At 38.9% G+C, this 16231-nt stretch carries 15 protein-coding genes; 14 read left to right on the top strand and 1 reads right to left on the bottom strand.

Annotated elements, in window-relative coordinates:
• Positions 1-196 precede the first annotated feature (196 nt).
• Together gap and J1E28_RS05770 are read left to right on the top strand one after the other, a co-directional pair.
• Positions 197-1198 (top strand): type I glyceraldehyde-3-phosphate dehydrogenase, encoded by a 1002-nt coding sequence (gap, locus tag J1E28_RS05775; RefSeq protein WP_291027679.1) that lies wholly within the window; start codon positions 197-199, stop codon positions 1196-1198.
• Positions 1199-1209: 11 nt separating this feature from the next.
• The gene (locus tag J1E28_RS05770; protein WP_291027677.1) at positions 1210-2463 is read left to right on the top strand and encodes a glucose-6-phosphate isomerase; all 1254 of its coding nucleotides are present in this window, start codon (positions 1210-1212) and stop codon (positions 2461-2463) included.
• 9 nt (positions 2464-2472) lie between these two features.
• Here J1E28_RS05770 and der read toward each other — a convergent pair whose 3' ends face one another.
• The gene (der, locus tag J1E28_RS05765) at positions 2473-3918 is read right to left on the bottom strand and encodes a ribosome biogenesis GTPase Der (RefSeq protein WP_291027675.1); all 1446 of its coding nucleotides are present in this window, start codon (positions 3916-3918) and stop codon (positions 2473-2475) included.
• A gap of 102 nt (positions 3919-4020) precedes the next feature.
• Between der and J1E28_RS05760 the strand changes: the two genes are divergently transcribed.
• From J1E28_RS05760 to J1E28_RS05705, 12 genes are all read left to right on the top strand, one after another.
• Positions 4021-4665 carry a hypothetical protein gene (locus J1E28_RS05760; protein WP_291027673.1) on the top strand — a complete coding sequence of 215 codons (645 nt, stop codon included), beginning with the start codon at positions 4021-4023 and terminating at the stop codon, positions 4663-4665.
• A gap of 61 nt (positions 4666-4726) precedes the next feature.
• Positions 4727-5656, top strand: coding sequence for a ribose-phosphate pyrophosphokinase (locus J1E28_RS05755; protein WP_291027671.1), 930 nt, complete (start codon positions 4727-4729; stop codon positions 5654-5656).
• Positions 5657-5661: 5 nt separating this feature from the next.
• The gene (locus J1E28_RS05750; RefSeq protein ID WP_291027669.1) at positions 5662-6465 is read left to right on the top strand and encodes a sulfite exporter TauE/SafE family protein; all 804 of its coding nucleotides are present in this window, start codon (positions 5662-5664) and stop codon (positions 6463-6465) included.
• Between the two features lie 16 nt (positions 6466-6481).
• A complete protein-coding gene (locus J1E28_RS05745) occupies positions 6482-7009 on the top strand; it encodes an HAD family hydrolase (protein WP_291027666.1) in 528 nt (175 codons plus the stop codon).
• Positions 7010-7025: 16 nt separating this feature from the next.
• On the top strand, positions 7026-8033 hold the full coding sequence (gene rfaD / locus J1E28_RS05740) for an ADP-glyceromanno-heptose 6-epimerase (RefSeq protein ID WP_291027664.1): 1008 nt from the start codon (positions 7026-7028) through the stop codon (positions 8031-8033).
• Positions 8033-9469 carry a D-glycero-beta-D-manno-heptose-7-phosphate kinase gene (gene rfaE1 / locus J1E28_RS05735; protein ID WP_291027661.1) on the top strand — a complete coding sequence of 479 codons (1437 nt, stop codon included), beginning with the start codon at positions 8033-8035 and terminating at the stop codon, positions 9467-9469. Before rfaD ends, rfaE1 begins: the two co-directional genes overlap by 1 nt.
• A complete protein-coding gene (gene gmhA / locus J1E28_RS05730; RefSeq protein ID WP_291027659.1) occupies positions 9466-10053 on the top strand; it encodes a D-sedoheptulose 7-phosphate isomerase in 588 nt (195 codons plus the stop codon). The genes rfaE1 and gmhA overlap by 4 nt, the downstream gene beginning before the upstream one ends.
• Positions 10040-10690 carry a hypothetical protein gene (locus tag J1E28_RS05725; protein ID WP_291027657.1) on the top strand — a complete coding sequence of 217 codons (651 nt, stop codon included), beginning with the start codon at positions 10040-10042 and terminating at the stop codon, positions 10688-10690. The genes gmhA and J1E28_RS05725 overlap by 14 nt, the downstream gene beginning before the upstream one ends.
• 52 nt (positions 10691-10742) lie before the next feature.
• Positions 10743-13778, top strand: coding sequence for an acyl-CoA dehydratase activase (locus J1E28_RS05720; RefSeq protein WP_291027655.1), 3036 nt, complete (start codon positions 10743-10745; stop codon positions 13776-13778).
• 9 nt (positions 13779-13787) lie between these two features.
• On the top strand, positions 13788-15131 hold the full coding sequence (locus tag J1E28_RS05715) for a 2-hydroxyacyl-CoA dehydratase (RefSeq protein WP_291027653.1): 1344 nt from the start codon (positions 13788-13790) through the stop codon (positions 15129-15131).
• Between the two features lie 16 nt (positions 15132-15147).
• Positions 15148-15645, top strand: a complete 498-nt coding sequence (tpx, locus tag J1E28_RS05710; protein WP_291027651.1) for a thiol peroxidase — start codon at positions 15148-15150, stop codon at positions 15643-15645.
• Positions 15646-15726: 81 nt separating this feature from the next.
• Positions 15727-16231 (top strand): PD-(D/E)XK nuclease family protein (locus J1E28_RS05705; protein ID WP_291027649.1); only part of this gene is annotated, 505 nt, incomplete at its 3' end.

Here is a 16231-nt window from a genome sequence, read left to right as displayed (position 1 = left end):
AGCTACGAGGACAATAACTTGAGAGAATCTAAAATAACTCCAAAGCAAATTATAAGCTAAAGAGGCGCATTTTACATTTTTATAGCACATAAATCAAGCCAAAGGCAAAAAGACTTTTTAGCTAATTTATGCTAAAATAGGCAGTTTTACGCATATAGTATTCCTAAACGCAACCATCACTTTATAAGGAGATACGATGGCAATCAAACTCGCAATCAATGGCACAGGGCGCATAGGACTAAGCGCAGCTAGGATTATTGGTGCGCGCGATGATGTGGAGCTTGTGGCAATAAATAGCACTGCTGATGTGGATACGCTTACACATCTCTTGCGTTATGATTCTGTACATAGAGGGTATGATGTTGAAAAAATAGATAGCCATACTCTACGCATTGGCAAAAGCAAAAATGTGAAGATTTTAAGCGATAGAGACCCACTTAAGCTTGATTTTGGTGCAGCAGTTGGAGTGCTAGAATGCACAGGTAAATTTAACGCTCTTGAAAAATCAAGTGCGCATATTAAAGGCAATATAAAAAAAGTGATTATCTCTGCACCTGCGGAGAATACACCGACTTTTGTCTATGGGGTAAATCACACAGATTATAAAGGTGAAGCGGTGATTTCAAATGCCTCTTGCACCACAAACTGCCTTGCACCTATTGTAAAAGTGCTTGATAATGCTTTTGGTATCGAAAATGGCTTAATGACAACTATCCACAGCTATACAAATGACCAGAATCTGCTCGATGTAAAGCATAAAGACTTGCGCCGCGCGCGTGCAGCGGCTTTAAATATGATACCCACAAGCACAGGTGCGGCAAAGGCAATAGGACTCGTCCTCCCTCATCTTGCAGGAAAACTCAATGGCATTGCGGTGCGTGTGCCTACGCCTGATGTGAGCTTGGTGGATTTGAGTGTGAATCTTAAAAGCGAAGTAAGCAAAGAGAGCTTAAATGAAGCTTTTTACAAGGCTCAAAATGGGCAAAGTCTCAATGGCATAATGAAAGGACTTATTGTTGTTGATGATGAGCAAAGGGTATCAAGTGATTTTATTGGCTCTAGCGCGAGTGCGATTATTGTGCCTGATAAAAGTGTTGTTATTGGCAAAAGCGCAAAAGTCCTTGCGTGGTATGATAATGAAATGGGCTACACACATCGCCTTGTGGATATGAGTGCCTTTGTGTGCCAAAATCTCTAAGGGGGCGGAGATTGGTTCGCTTTAGTGCAGATTTTACATATTCAGGGAGCAAAGAAGCGGAACAAACGCTTTTTGATGCAATAGCACAAGAGAAGCAAACGCGAAAAAGTGGCTATTATTATTTGCCTTATGAATACGAATCACTCAAAGAAGCATATAGTTATATTGAAGAAAATAAAGCTTTTTTGCATTCTCTCTCTCATCTTGTCATTATCGGTGTGGGTGGAAGTTCGCTTGGACTTAAAGCCATAGATTCTATGTTGCAACATCTACCTTGCAGAAAAAATCTCAAGCTTATTTTCTTAGAGCATACCGATCCTCTCCATATCACACAGAGTTTGCAACATATACATATACAAAACACACTTTTTATTGTAATTTCTAAATCTGGCACAACCATTGAGACCTCTTCCTTGCTTAAATATGTGCTTCACACTTATGCCTTGCTTGAAAATGCCCAAAATAAAACACATTTGCTTGTAATTACAGATAAACACTCTCCACTCGAGCAATGGGCAAAAAGTCAATCTTTACGCTTTTTCCATATTGCAGAAAATGTGGGTGGGAGGTTTTCTGTCTTAAGCGCTGTTGGTATCCTACCCTTAGCAATTTTAGGCTATGATGTCAAAGCACTCTTAGATGGTGGAGCAAAGATTGAGGAGGCTTTTTTTAAAAGAAGAGCGGATCATATCTTGCATAAAGCCCTTGTGTATGCCGCACATAGAGGGCGAGTGCCAATGAATGTGCTTTTTTCTTACTCTAGTCTTTTTACACATTTTAATGCGTGGTATGTGCAATTATGGGGCGAAAGTCTTGGAAAACTAAATATTCATAATCAAAAAGTAGGACTTACGCCTATCTCACTTATTGGCAGTATTGATCAGCATTCATTTTTGCAACTCATCGTGCAGGGTGAAGCAAATAAAAGTGTTACTTTCTTAAGCCTTGATCCAGCCCATAGCCCAAATCCCTGCATTCCACCGCTTGAGCTTGCCTTTTTAGAATCTACAAATTTTGTTAATGCCAAAAGTTTTGCAACTTTGCTCAATAATCAACGCATTGCTACTATGCAAACAATCCAAAATGAAGGGATTCTCACAGATTGCATTGAGATAGAGTGCCTATGTGAGCAGAGTGTAGGCACATTAATGATGTATTATGAACTCCTCACTTCCTGTATGGGCGTGCTTTTTGAGATTAATACCTACGACCAACCTGGCGTAGAATATGGCAAACAAAGACTTAAGGCACTTTTTGACACATAAGCAACAGACTTAATATCTTGTATTCTTATCTCCTCTCCTATGTCTTTTAGGCTTTTTTTGTATAGAATCTTCATTTTGTTTTGCTTTTGCATTTACAAACAAAGGCACACCACTAAAATCAAAATGCTCTCGTAAAACATTAACTAAATACCGCTTATAGCTAAAATGCAAACTCTTTGGACGATTACTTATGAGCGCAATTTGGGGAGGTTTTATATCATATTGGGTAGCATAATAGATTTTCACAAGCTTGCCGTGATCGCTTGGGATATGATGGGCGCTCACTGCTTTGGCTATCACATCATTAAGCGCACTTGTTGGGATTCTATAACAAAATCGCTCATAGACTTTCAAAATCTCTGCTTTAAGCTTTGCAATATTGCGTCCATTGAGCGCACTAAGCGTAATCATAGGCGCAAAAGAGAGAAAAGAAAAACGATGAGCAAAAGCGGCTTGAATCTCCTCAAAATCCGCATATTTCTTATCCCATTTATTCAAAACAACAATTACTCCAAGTGCATATTTAGGGATAAGGGAGCTAATTTTTTCATCTAATTCCACAAAGGGCGCACTCACATCAAGTACGAGGATTGCGATATGGCTTTTCTCAAGTACTGCGTTTGTGCGACTAAGGGCAAATTTTTCAATTCCCTCAATCTTTCCGGCTCTACGAATTCCTGCCGTATCAACAAACCTTACCCTTTTACCCTCTATCATCATCTCATCATCAACAGGATCAAGAGTCGTCCCCGCAATCTCGCTCACCACACTTCGTTCTTTATCTAAAAGCGCATTAAGAAGTGAGCTTTTGCCAACATTAACGCGTCCAATAATCCCCACAGCAATACACTCTTCCTCCTCTTTTTGTGTTTTTTCATCTAAGATTCCTAAAAATTCTTCCAAGCTCTCATCAAGCTCTTCATTCTTAAATTGCTCTCTTAAATGCTCCTGCAAAGGCTGCTCTTTAGCCAAATCAAGCATATCAAAAATCACTTCAAGTAATAAGCTTATGCCGCGATTATGTTGCACAGATATAAAACACATATCTTGCGCCCCAAATGCGCTAAAATCCCACGCTCTTTGTTTGATTTTGTCATTATCTACTTTATTGACTACAAGCACAAGGGGCTTTTTATGCTTTTGCAATGTGCGAAAATGCGCAATATCATCATCTTGTGGAATACTGCTTCCATCAACCATATAAAGCACCATATCTGCTTGTATTGCGGCTTTTTGAGAATGCTCACTTACCTTTGCAAAAAGCCCTTGTGCTTTTTCAAGCCCACCTGTATCAATAATCTCCACCTCCACCCCACTGATAATAAAATATGCCTTTTTCACATCGCGCGTTGTGCCGCTTATAGGAGAGGTAATGGCTAAATGTTGTTTGATAAGGCGATTAAAAAGTGAGCTTTTGCCAACATTAGGCTTACCCAAAATTGCAATACTTTTCATTGATACCCTTTATTTATGCTAAAGTTTTTTGATACAATACTTCTTAATTGATATGTTAGCCAAAGTTGGCTTTAGCTTGATAAAAAATCAAAGGAATCCTTTATGTATAAGATTCTCTGCATTTTGCTGTTTTGTGCGCTTTTAACCATAACCACACACGCCGCTCAAGAATCTACCCCACAGCAAACTATGCAAACTCAAAAAATAGAAAATCAAAGCCAAAACAAAGAAGTGTATGTCGATGAGGGTGTGGTTTTTATGCTCAAAGAAGGTGATGCAAATTTTAAAATGTATGGGGATTCATATGTGCTTGTGCCTATCTCACAAGAATTAAAAAAATTTTTAAGCCAAGAATCTTCCCCTCTTGATGCACGCACATTGCGCTCTGCTAAAAGCACTACACAAATTTATAATCAAGGCAAAGAGATTCTTTTTTACTACTCAAGCACCAAAGGCTCAAATCTTTATAGTGAGATTGCTCCTGCGAGTTTTAAGCTCACGCTTGAAGAATATAATGATGAAAATGAAAATCCACGCCAAACTCTTGCTGTGTATAGAATCCACAATTTTGATGAGGCAATTTTGCACTCATCTTGCCATATCGTGCAAAGCAGGCATTTTATCCGTGATAGAGCGCGAAGTGAAATGCTCATTAACCTCAATAACAAAATTAACCCTCGTCTTCTAAGCCAAGGACAAATTGAGCTCTTTTTAAAATGTCATTTAGAAAGTGAGAATTTAGGCTAAATAAGCCAAACATAAATGAGATTTTGTATAATACATCTAAATTCCACACTAAAGGCATTCTATGCGCGGATTCAAAATTTTTAGTGGTTCAGCCCATACTCTTTTTAGTAGCGAGCTTGCAAGATTCCTTGATATATCTCTCTCTAAGGCAAGTATCAATCGTTTTAGCGATGGTGAAATCAATGTGCGCATTGATGAATCTGTGCGAGGCAAAGATGTTTTTATCATTCAGCCCACCTGTGCGCCCACCAATGATAATCTTATGGAGCTTCTTATCATCACAGATGCACTTAAACGAAGTGGAGCAAATAGCATTAATGCTGTGATTCCATACTTTGGCTATGCAAGACAAGATAGAAAAGCCTCTCCTCGTGTGCCAATTAGCGCAAAACTTGTGGCTAATTTGATTGAGCAAAGTGGCGTTCATCGTGTGATTACTATGGACTTACACGCAGGGCAGATTCAAGGTTTTTTTGATATACCTGTGGATAATCTCTATGGCTCGATTGTATTTGCTGATTATCTCCGCACAAAATCTTTCAAAGCCCCTATCATTGCTTCTCCTGATATTGGCGGTGTAGCAAGAGCGAGATATTTTGCTAATAAAATGGGAATGGATTTGGTAATAGTGGATAAAAAACGTGAGAGGGCAAATGAGAGCGAAGTAATGAATATTATCGGCGATGTGAATGGCAAAGATGTGATTCTTGTTGATGATATGATAGATACCGCAGGCACGATGTGCAAAGCAGCTGATGTGCTTAAATCTCGTGGAGCAAATAGCGTAATGGCTTTAGGCACACACCCTGTGCTTAGTGGTTCAGCGCTTGAGCGCATTGCTAAAAGCGCACTTGATGAAGTGGTGGTTACAAACTCTATTCCCTTGCGCACTACACATCAAAAAATCAAAGTCTTGAGTGTCGCTCCGCTTTTTGCTGAAGTCATTCGTAGAATCTGCCATAATGAAAGTGTCAATTCACTCTTTATTTAACCTCAATGGAACATATTGAAATCGCCACTCTAGCAAGTATCGCATTCTTTGCAGCACTTGGACATTGTGTGGGTATGTGCGGGGGTATTGTCTTAGCTTATAGCGCATCTTTGCCCTTATCTTTAAAGAAAAATAAAGATTTTGTTACTAAGGATTTTTCTGCACACAAGGTGCAAATGCCTCCAATACAAGATTCTATCCCTTTAACAAAAAAACATCATATCCAATCCTCGCTCTATCGCGCATTCTCGCCCATACTCTATCAGCTCCCCTTTCATCTCTGCTATCATTGCGGCAAAATCACTACATATTGCGCACTTGGCTTTATTGTTGGCACACTTGGATATACTGCCACACCAAATGAAAGCATCAAATATAGCATATTACTTGTGGTGGGTGTTTTACTTGTCTTGTATGGTTTTTTTATGGGGCAGTTTATGCCGAGATTCCATCTCATTCCACGCATAACGCTACCGCCAAAATTTCTTGCCTTTATACGCTCACTTCTCACTCAAAGCACAAAATGGCGACTTTATGTGCTAGGAGTATGCAATGGCTTACTCCCTTGTGGGATTGTGTATTATTTTCTGCTCACTGCAGCAATAGCAGGAAATGGCTTGAATGGTGCGCTTGTTATGGGAATCTTTGGCATAATGACTATACCCTCACTACTCTTTTTAGGACTTTTTAGCACGAATATATCACAAAGGCGCGAACTTTTCTTGCGCTTGTGTGGTGTGGGTATGATAGGCTTAGGATTATATGAGATATATAAAGCAAGCAAGGCTTTAGGGATATTTTCACTTTAAAAATAAAGGAGTCCATATGCAAAAATGCGCGTTTTTTGATAGAGATGGGGTGATTAATAAAGACAATGGCTATGTGTATAAAATCAGCGATTTTGTTTTTAATGATGGGCTTTTTCCCTTACTTCGCACACTGAAAACACAAGGTTATTTGCTTCTTGTGATTACCAATCAATCTGGTATTGAGAGAGGTTATTATACTGAATTTGACCTAAAAGTGCTTCATCAGTTTATGCAGGAAGAGATTCAAGCACAATGTGGATTTGGCTTTGATAAAATTTATCATTGTCCGCATTTGCCAAGCAAAAATTGTGATTGTCGCAAACCTAAAACTGGAATGATAAAAGCTGCTTGCAAGGATTTTAATATTGATTTAACACAATCTTTTTTTGTGGGAGATAAAATTACTGATATGCAATGTGCTCAAGAAGCAGGTATAAATGGGAAATTTTTACTAGGAGAGGCTGAAGTGATAGATATTTCATTACAAAATATCCAAAAGATTGCTACTTTACAAGAACTCCATAGTATAATAAACAAACTTTGAGTTAAAGGATTGGGGTATGAAATATATTTATGATGATTTAGCAGAAAAAAAGATACTTATTACTGGTGGGGCTGGATTCATAGGGAGCAATCTTGCTTTTTATTTTCAAAAAAACCACCCTCTTGCGCAAGTATATGTATTTGATACATTTCGCACCACAGAATGTTTCCCTAGTGGAAACCCCACATCATTAGGGCATTTTAAGAATCTCATTGGATTCAAGGGTGAAATCATCGTAGGAGATATTGCAAATCCAAGTGATTTAGAGCGATTAAAAGCATATGATTTTGATATTATCTTTCATCAAGCCGCCATATCAGATACCACAGTGCAAAATCAAAAGCTTGTGATGCAGACAAATTATGAGGCATTTTTGCGTTTGCTTGATCTTGCTAATGCTTCCCAAGCCATAATGATTTATGCCTCCTCTGCTGGGACTTATGGTAACTCAAGTGCGCCAAATATCGTAGGAAGTGGTGAAATACCCGAAAATATTTATGGCTTCTCAAAGCTCTGTATGGACGAGTATGTGAGGAAGATTCTTGAAAAAGATCCAAGCTACCCTATTGTCGGGCTACGATACTTTAATGTCTATGGAGAGGGGGAATTACATAAAGGCAAAACGGCATCAATGATTCTCCAACTCTCCCTCCAAGCCCTAGAGCACAAAAAAGTACGCTTATTTAAAAATGGAGAGCAAAAACGTGATTTTGTGTATATCAAAGATGTAATTCAAGCAAATATCAAAGCCATAGAATCTCCAAAAAGTGGTATTTATAATGTCGGTAGCGGAGAAGCAAGAAGCTTTAATGATATTATAGAATGCTTGAAAAAAGATTTGGGAGATTTCGAAGTAGAATACATCGATAATCCTTATAGCTTTTTCCAAACCTATACTCAAGCGGATATTAGCCCTATTACAGAAGATTTCTCCTATGTGCCACGATTTAAACTTGAAGAGGGCATAAAATCTTATCTCCCTAAGATTCAAGCTCTCTTTGCAGCTCAAAGTGGCAAACAATAATGCTCTCTTTAGAATCTAAAAGTCCAAAAATCCTTGTTATTGGGGATTTGATGATTGATCATTATGTGTGGGGAAGTTGTGAGCGAATCTCCCCAGAAGCTCCCGTGCAAGTCGTAGATGTCAAAAATGAAAATAATCGCCTTGGCGGGGCGTGTAATGTCGTGCATAACCTTGTCGCGCTCAATGCCCAAGTTTTTGTATGTGGCGTGGTGGGTAATGATGAAGCGGGATTATGGCTTAAAGACAAACTCCAATCCATAGGAGCGGATTATTCATATCTTTTTACTGATAACTCTCGTCCTACAATCAAAAAAACACGTATTATTATTGCCAATCAGCAAGTCTTGCGCGTGGATAGAGAGAGTAAAATCCCCATAGATTCACATATCCAAAATGATATTATGAACAAACTTCACAAGGTGCTTGATAAGGTAGATTGCGTTATTATTTCAGACTATAACAAAGGACTTTTAAGCGAGGAGCTGACACAATTTGTGATTACATACGCTAAAAGCAAAGCAAAGCTTGTTTTATGCGATCCTAAAGGGCAAGATTATCGTAAATATCGAGGGGCAACTCTACTCACGCCTAATAAAAAAGAAGCACAACTTGCCACAGGCATTACTATAAATGATGAATCTTCTCTTATCCGCGCGGGAATGGCTCTTAAGGAGCAATGCGCACTTGATATTTCACTCATTACCCTCAGCGAAGATGGCATAGGTATCTTTGCAAATAATACAATGGAGCGCATTCCTACACGTGCAAAAGAAGTTTATGATGTAACCGGTGCAGGTGATACCGTGATTGCTGCACTTGGTTTTGCGCTAAGTAGCGGCTGTGATATAATGAGAGCTGCTGAATTTGCCAATACTGCTGCTGCTGTGGTAGTGGGCAAGGTAGGAAGTGCGGTAGCTACCCATAGCGAAATAGCACAATATCTCCATACCCAACCTCTTAATATGCAACAACATATTGAATCTAAAATCATCTCCCAAAACACATTGCAGGAGACGCTTAAAGCCCTTAAGGGAAGCAAAATTGTTTTTACTAATGGGTGCTTTGATATTTTACACAGAGGGCATTTAACCTACCTCAACCACGCGCGTGAGCTAGGCGATGTGCTAATAGTGGGGCTTAATGATGATCACTCTATCAAAGCACTCAAAGGCGCTTCCCGCCCTATTAATACACTTGAGGAGCGCGCCTTTATGCTAGCGGGTTTAGAATGTGTGGATTATGTGGTAAGCTTTAGTGAAGAAACACCTTTTAATCTCATTAAAATGATTGCGCCTAATGTGCTTGTCAAAGGCGGGGATTATCGCGATAAAGAGGTAGTGGGAAGAGAATTTGCTGAAGAAGTGGTGCTTATAGATTTTGTAGAAGGCTATTCGACTTCAAAAATTATACAATCCATTCAAGGAGGTAAGCTATGAAAACATTTATAGAATCTGAATTTCAAGCACATTTACAAAGCGCGCAAAAAATCTTTGATTTAAATGAGCAAGTAGAAAAAGCCGCGCTTTTACTCACGCAATCCCTCGCGCAAGGAGGCAAGATTCTTATCTGTGGAAATGGTGGCTCGGCTGCTGATGCGCAGCATTTTGCTGCTGAACTCACAGGAAGATACAAAAGAGAGCGCAAGGGCATAGCAGGTATCGCTCTAAGTGTAGATACCTCCGCGCTTACAGCGATTGGCAACGACTATGGCTTTGAATATGTATTTTCGCGTCAAGTAGAGGCTTTAGCCAAAAAAGGTGATGTTCTCTTTGGTATCTCCACAAGTGGCAACTCTGCAAATGTCCTCAAAGCCGCTGCGAGTGCGCGTGAGCGAGGGTGCGCTATCATCGGGCTAAGTGGGCGTGATGGAGGCAAGCTCAATGAAATATGCGATATTAATCTTGTTATGCCAAGTAGCGACACGCCTAGAATCCAAGAATTGCATATCCTCATTATTCACATTTTGTGTGATATTATTGAACAAGCAAGTATGGAAAAAACAGCCAATGCTCCTGCCTAAAACACTCCAATCCCTACAAAGCACACAAAAAGATGTGATTAAAGATACCTTGCAAGATGCACTCTATGCCGATGGTGTGAATATTGCACTTTTAGATGTAGTTTTTGGGCATTATTTTATTTATGCACTTTTAAGTGATGGGGTGCTGATACCTGTGTTTTTATATGAAAATCGCATTAGCTACAAACAATCTCAAGCTTATGGATTACCCAAATTACATTTTTGCGTATGCAGTGAGATTGCTAATGATTTTAGTCCTGCAAACAAAGCCCGCACACTTGATACACGACATTACATTGCCAAAAAAAGCACAAAAAACGCCTTTAGTGTGAGCGTAAAGCAAGGTTTGAGCGAAGTGGGGCTTTATAATGACTATCCGCTTGAACTTTGTCCAATGTGTAGTGATATTTTAAGCCAAATGCGTGAAGGAGAAGTGATTAATAGCACTTTAAGCGTGTATGTATTTTCCTATCAATGGCTTCAACTTTTAGAATCTCGCCCAGATATAAGACAAAAAGAGCTTCTTGCTCTGCAAAATGCAAACCTTTCTTGCTGTAAATGTAAGCAGCATATCACCCTTGATGTAGATGTGTGGATACGCATTCACAAAGATATTGTGCAGGTTTGCTGTTGTTAATTTTTTGTGTTAAAATCGCGCTCCAATGTTTTAAATAAATGTAGGAGTTTTTATGAGCTTGACTTTAGGGATTGATATAGGAAGCACAACCGCAAAAGTTGCGCTTATGGACGGAGATAACATACTCTTTCAAGTCTATGAGCGGCACTATTCAAAAGTGCGTGAAAAAAGCATAGAAATTGTGCAAAAAATCACAGATATTGTCGGTGATAGAGAACTTAAAGTCGCTATTTCTGGCTCAGCAGGATTTGGTATCTGCAAAGCCACCGGGATTGATTTTGTGCAAGAAGTTTTTGCGACTGCAGGTGCGGTAAAACATCTTGTGCCTGATGCTGATGCAGTCATTGAACTAGGTGGAGAAGATGCAAAAATCATTTTCCTCACCGGCGGAACAGAAGAGCGAATGAATGGCTCTTGTGCTGGTGGAACGGGTGCATTTATTGATCAAATGGTTACGCTCCTTGCTATCACCCCCCAAGAGTTTGATGAAATTTCACTCAAATGCCAAAAAATCTATCCTATTGCTTCACGTTGTGGCGTATTTGCTAAAACCGATGTGCAGCCACTCCTCAATCAAGGCGTCAATAAAGAAGACATTACAGCAAGTATCTTTCAAGCTGTGGTGGATCAAACTATCACAGGCTTAGCGCAAGGGCGCAAAATCGAGGGCAAGATTTTATTCCTAGGAGGTCCGCTTTTTTATTATAAAGGCTTACAAGCGCGATTTGCTAAGACATTAAAGCTTGATGAAGAGCACGCTATTTTCCCGGATTTTGCACAATATGCAGTTGCTATTGGCGTCTCACTCCAAGCGCGAGAGCTTGAAAAAACCTATACTTGCAAAACGCTTATTGAAGCATTAGAAGCAAGCAAAAATACTGCCTCAACAAACAAATACCTTGAGCCACTCTTTGCTTCAGAATCCGATTATAATGCCTTTATCGCGCGACACGAGAGTGCAAGTGTGCAAGAGATAGATATAGATAAAGCCTATGAGGCAAATAATTATCAAAAAGTTGATGCCTATATTGGCATAGATTGCGGAAGCACGACAACAAAGCTTGTGATACTCGATAGCAATAATGCTATCATCTATCAATACTATAACTCTAATCAAGGCAATCCTGTGGCAGTGATTTCCTCTCAACTTGCCTACATTTATGAGCATTTTGGTGATAAAATTACGATTAAAGGTAGTGCGGTTACTGGCTATGGTGAAGAACTGATTAAGGCAGCATTTAATCTTGATTCTGGGCTTGTAGAAACAATGGCGCACTTAAAAGCAGCTAAACATTTTAACCCCAAAGTAGATTTTATTATTGATATTGGTGGGCAAGATATGAAATGCTTTTATATCAAAAACCAAACCATAGATTCTATAATGCTTAATGAAGCGTGCAGTTCGGGCTGTGGAAGCTTTATTGAGACATTTGCAAAATCTATGGGCTATGATATACAAACTTTCTCAAAACTTGGTTTAAGCTCAAAACACCCTGTGGAGCTAGGCAGTCGTTGCACTGTATTTATGAATAGCTCGGTAAAAGAAGCTCAAAAAGAGGGTGCGAGTATTGAGGATATAAGCGCAGGATTATCAATGAGTGTTGTAAAAAATGCCATTTATAAAGTAATACGCGCTCGTGATGCGGACGATTTAGGCAAACAAATTGTTGTGCAAGGTGGCACATTCTTAAATAACGCTGTACTTCGTAGCTTTGAAAAAGAAATTGGCAGAGAGGTGATTCGCCCTAAAATAAGTGGGCTTATGGGAGCTTTTGGTGCAGCCCTTTATGCAAAGGCTTTAGGCTTAGAGCATTCAAGCACGATGAGTCAAGAAGAGCTAGGGCATTTCAAGCATACAGCCACAGCAAGTGTATGTAAAATTTGTGGAAATAATTGCCATTTAACCATTAATCGCTTTGGTGAGGGTAAAAAATTCATATCCGGCAATCGTTGTGATAAACCCCTAGGCTTTAAAAAACTGCTTTTCTTGCCAAATCTTTATGACTATAAACTCAATAAGCTTAAATCTCTTTGTGCCTATGAAAATATCGATAAATCCCGCCTCACTAAAGGAAAAATCGGTATTCCACTTGGGCTTAATATGTATGAAAATTTACCCTTTTGGCATACATTATTGAGTGAGCTAGGCTATGAGGTAGTTGTCTCTGATATGAGCACACGCAAGACTTTTGCTTTAGGGCAACATACTATTCCAAGCGATACGGTGTGCTACCCAGCTAAACTTTTGCACGGACATATTGAGAATCTGCTCAAAAAAGGTGTAGATACCATCTTTTATCCTTGTATGAGTTATAATTTTGCAGGTGATGAAAAGCATAAAGATTCAAGCACAAATAGCTATAACTGCCCTGTGGTAGCATATTACCCAGAATTACTCAATGCCAATGTTGATAAATTGCGTGAAGTAAAATTTTTCTATCCTTATTTTGGCTTACACAAAAAAGAAGACTTTAAGAAAAAAGGTTTTGATTTTTTCAAAAAAGAGCTTGGCGTAGATAAAAAAGCATTTCTCCAAGCTGTGAGTAAGGCTTATGAGGTGCGTGATGAGTGGCTAAGTGATATAAAAGAGCAGGGCGAAAAAGCACTGCAATTTGCACGAGCAAACAAACTCAAAGCGATTGTGCTTTGTGGGCGACCTTATCATATTGACCCAGAGATTAATCACGGCATTGATAAACTCATTAACTCACTTGGACTCGTCGTCCTTAGTGAAGATAGCGTAGGACATTTGGCAGATGCAGGAGAGCTATATATCCTCAATCAATGGAGCTATCATTCTAGGCTTTATAATGCTGCGGCGTTTGTGAGCCAAGATGATAATCTTGAGCTTGTGCAGCTTGTGAGCTTTGGCTGCGGGATAGATTCTATTACTACTGATGAAGTGCGTGAGATTCTAGAATCTCACGATAAGTTCTATACCCAACTCAAAATCGATGAGATTAGTAATTTGGGTGCAGTTAAAATTAGAATCCGCTCACTCCTTGGAGCTATGGAAGAAAAACAAGCTCAAAAGAAAACAAAAGTATTGCCTAAGTCAATGCAAATACTTGAAAATACTTCAATTTAAAGGAATCCTATGACACAAAAAATGACTCCACATATCAATTCTTGGCAAGCTCCAGGCTCTCAATCACTGATTATTAAGCCAGAAAATAAGCGCGAAATTAAACGCGTGCCTTTTACAGCAGAGATGAAACAAACGCATACGATTCTTGTGCCAATGATGCTGCCTGTGCATTTTGAATTACTTGTGAATATTTTGCATTTACACGGATATAAAGCCGAGCTTTTACATAATGATGGCAAGGGCGTAGTAGATGAAGGGTTGCGCAATGTGCATAATGATACTTGCTATCCTGCTCTGCTTGTGATTGGGCAAATGATTGATGCGCTCAAAAGTGGCAAATGGGATTTGAGCAAAGTAGCCTTACTCATCACTCAAACCGGTGGAGGCTGTCGCGCAAGTAATTATATTTATCTTTTGCGCAAAGCACTCAATAAAGCAGGATTTGGCGATATTCCTGTGATTTCTCTTAATTTTAGTGGCTTAGAATCTGATCAAGGCTTTAGCGTTACGCGTCCAATGCTACAAAATTTACTTAATGGCATTGTGTATGGGGATTTGATTATGCACATTGCTAATCAAACTCGCGCGTATGAAATCAATAAGGGCGATACTGATGCAATGGTTGCCAAATGGGTTAAACGCATTACGACAGAGGGCACAAATGAGGGATTGAAAAAATATAGTGTGCTTAAAAAAGATATGAAACTTATCCTTGAGGATTTTGCCTCTATCCCACGAGATACAAAACAAAAAGTGCGTGTGGGGATTGTAGGTGAGATTTATATTAAATTCTCTCCGCTTGGGAATAATAACCTTGAGGATTTTCTTTTGAGCGAAGATTGTGAAGTGGTGATTCCGGGCTTTATGGATTTTTGCCTCTATTGCATTAATGATACGATTGTTGATGGTAAAATGTATGGTGGCACACTGATGCAAGCACTTATTTATCGCGTAGTGTATTGGTTCTTTGCGAGCAAGCAGCTTGATATGATTAAAGCTATCAATAAACACGGCGTATTTAGAGCTCCTACGGCATTTAAGCACACAAAAAAGATGGTTGATGGCTATGTTTCCCAAGCAATGAATATGGGTGAGGGGTGGCTACTCACTGCTGAAATGCTTGAACTCATCGAGCAAGGCGTGGGAAATATCGTCTGCACCCAACCTTTTGGCTGCCTCCCCAATCACATCGTAGGGCGTGGAATGATGAAAGTAATTAAAGAACGCAATCCACAAAGCAATATTGTCTCTATCGACTATGATCCGGGTGCAACAAAAGTCAATCAAGAAAACCGCATTAAATTGATGCTAAGCAATGCTAAAAAAGCACACGCGATAGAAACGGAAGCTTAATTTTTTAGGATAAAAAATGAGTTCAGTTAATTTTAAAGGCAATCCTATCACGCTTAAAGGGCAAAATGTAGAAGTAAATGATAAAGCGCCCGTTGTCAAACTTAAGGCAAAAGATTTAAGCTCTATTGAGGTTGGCTCATCGAGCAAAACCCAAATTTTACTTTCTATGCCAAGTTTAGATACTGCAGTGTGTGCGAGCGAGGCAAGAGAGTTTAATAAAAAAATTGCTTCTTTTCCCGGAGCTGAAGTGATTATCATAACGCTTGATTTACCTTTTGCTATGGGGAGATTCTGCACTACAGAAGGCATTGATAATGTGGTTGTGGGAAGTGATTTTCTCGCTAAAGAATTTGGGCAAAAATATGGAGTTTTAATTAATGATGGTCCTCTTGAGGGTTTGCTCGCTCGAGCAGTTTTTGTCGTAAAGAATGGAAAAATTGTCTATAAAGAATTAGTCAGCGAAGTAACAAATCTGCCTGATTTAGCAAAACTCGAAGCTTTTTTTAAAGCTTAATAAATACTTTAGGATAGATTTTATTCTAAAGGGTGTAAGCATTAAAAAGATATAAAGAATTCTCCACAAAAAGAAATAAAAATGGATAACTCAATAGAAAAAATAGAAGCATTAGAAGAGCTATTGTTAGATGAGGATTTTATTACCCTCACATCAAAAACAGGTAGATTAAATGTATTTAACGCTCTACAACTTCAAAACCAAGAAATAAGGCACTCTAGTTTCTTAGCTTGGTTCTTAAACCCAAATGAAAGCCATAAACTCGGTGATGCTTTTTTGAAAGAATTATTACAAATTGTATTAAAAGAGTATTCAAAAAACCCCGAGATAACAACAATAAAACTTTTTGATATTATCCTTAATGATTTTAATGATGCCAAAGTTGAGCGTGAAAAGAGGACAGATGAAAGCAGACGCATAGATATTTTTATAGAAAGCAAAAGCAATGATTTTGTTTGTGTAATTGAAAATAAGGTTTGGACAGAAGATACAAATAATCAATTAGAGCATTATCAAGCATATATAGATTCTAAAAATTACAAACATAAACTCTTTATATACCTAACCCCAGATCCTAGTAATGATT

Origin of the sequence: Helicobacter sp., from assembly GCF_022511165.1 — a bacterium.
Taxonomy (GTDB): Bacteria; Campylobacterota; Campylobacteria; order Campylobacterales; family Helicobacteraceae; genus Helicobacter_C.
Note: the sequence above shows the minus strand (reverse complement) of the source record. Positions and strands in the feature narration are given on the sequence as shown.

Bases quoted from the DNA above. Each gene is read 5' to 3' on its own strand.
- gap (WP_291027679.1), top strand. From the start codon at position 197: ATGGCAATCAAACTCGCAATCAATGGCACAGGGCGCATAGGACTAAGC.
- der (WP_291027675.1), bottom strand. From the start codon at position 3,918: ATGAAAAGTATTGCAATTTTGGGTAAGCCTAATGTTGGCAAAAGCTCA.
- J1E28_RS05760 (WP_291027673.1), top strand. From the start codon at position 4,021: ATGTATAAGATTCTCTGCATTTTGCTGTTTTGTGCGCTTTTAACCATA.
- J1E28_RS05755 (WP_291027671.1), top strand. From the start codon at position 4,727: ATGCGCGGATTCAAAATTTTTAGTGGTTCAGCCCATACTCTTTTTAGT.
- J1E28_RS05750 (WP_291027669.1), top strand. From the start codon at position 5,662: ATGGAACATATTGAAATCGCCACTCTAGCAAGTATCGCATTCTTTGCA.
- J1E28_RS05745 (WP_291027666.1), top strand. From the start codon at position 6,482: ATGCAAAAATGCGCGTTTTTTGATAGAGATGGGGTGATTAATAAAGAC.
- rfaD (WP_291027664.1), top strand. From the start codon at position 7,026: ATGAAATATATTTATGATGATTTAGCAGAAAAAAAGATACTTATTACT.
- rfaE1 (WP_291027661.1), top strand. From the start codon at position 8,033: ATGCTCTCTTTAGAATCTAAAAGTCCAAAAATCCTTGTTATTGGGGAT.
- gmhA (WP_291027659.1), top strand. From the start codon at position 9,466: ATGAAAACATTTATAGAATCTGAATTTCAAGCACATTTACAAAGCGCG.
- J1E28_RS05725 (WP_291027657.1), top strand. From the start codon at position 10,040: ATGCTCCTGCCTAAAACACTCCAATCCCTACAAAGCACACAAAAAGAT.
- J1E28_RS05720 (WP_291027655.1), top strand. From the start codon at position 10,743: ATGAGCTTGACTTTAGGGATTGATATAGGAAGCACAACCGCAAAAGTT.
- J1E28_RS05715 (WP_291027653.1), top strand. From the start codon at position 13,788: ATGACACAAAAAATGACTCCACATATCAATTCTTGGCAAGCTCCAGGC.
- tpx (WP_291027651.1), top strand. From the start codon at position 15,148: ATGAGTTCAGTTAATTTTAAAGGCAATCCTATCACGCTTAAAGGGCAA.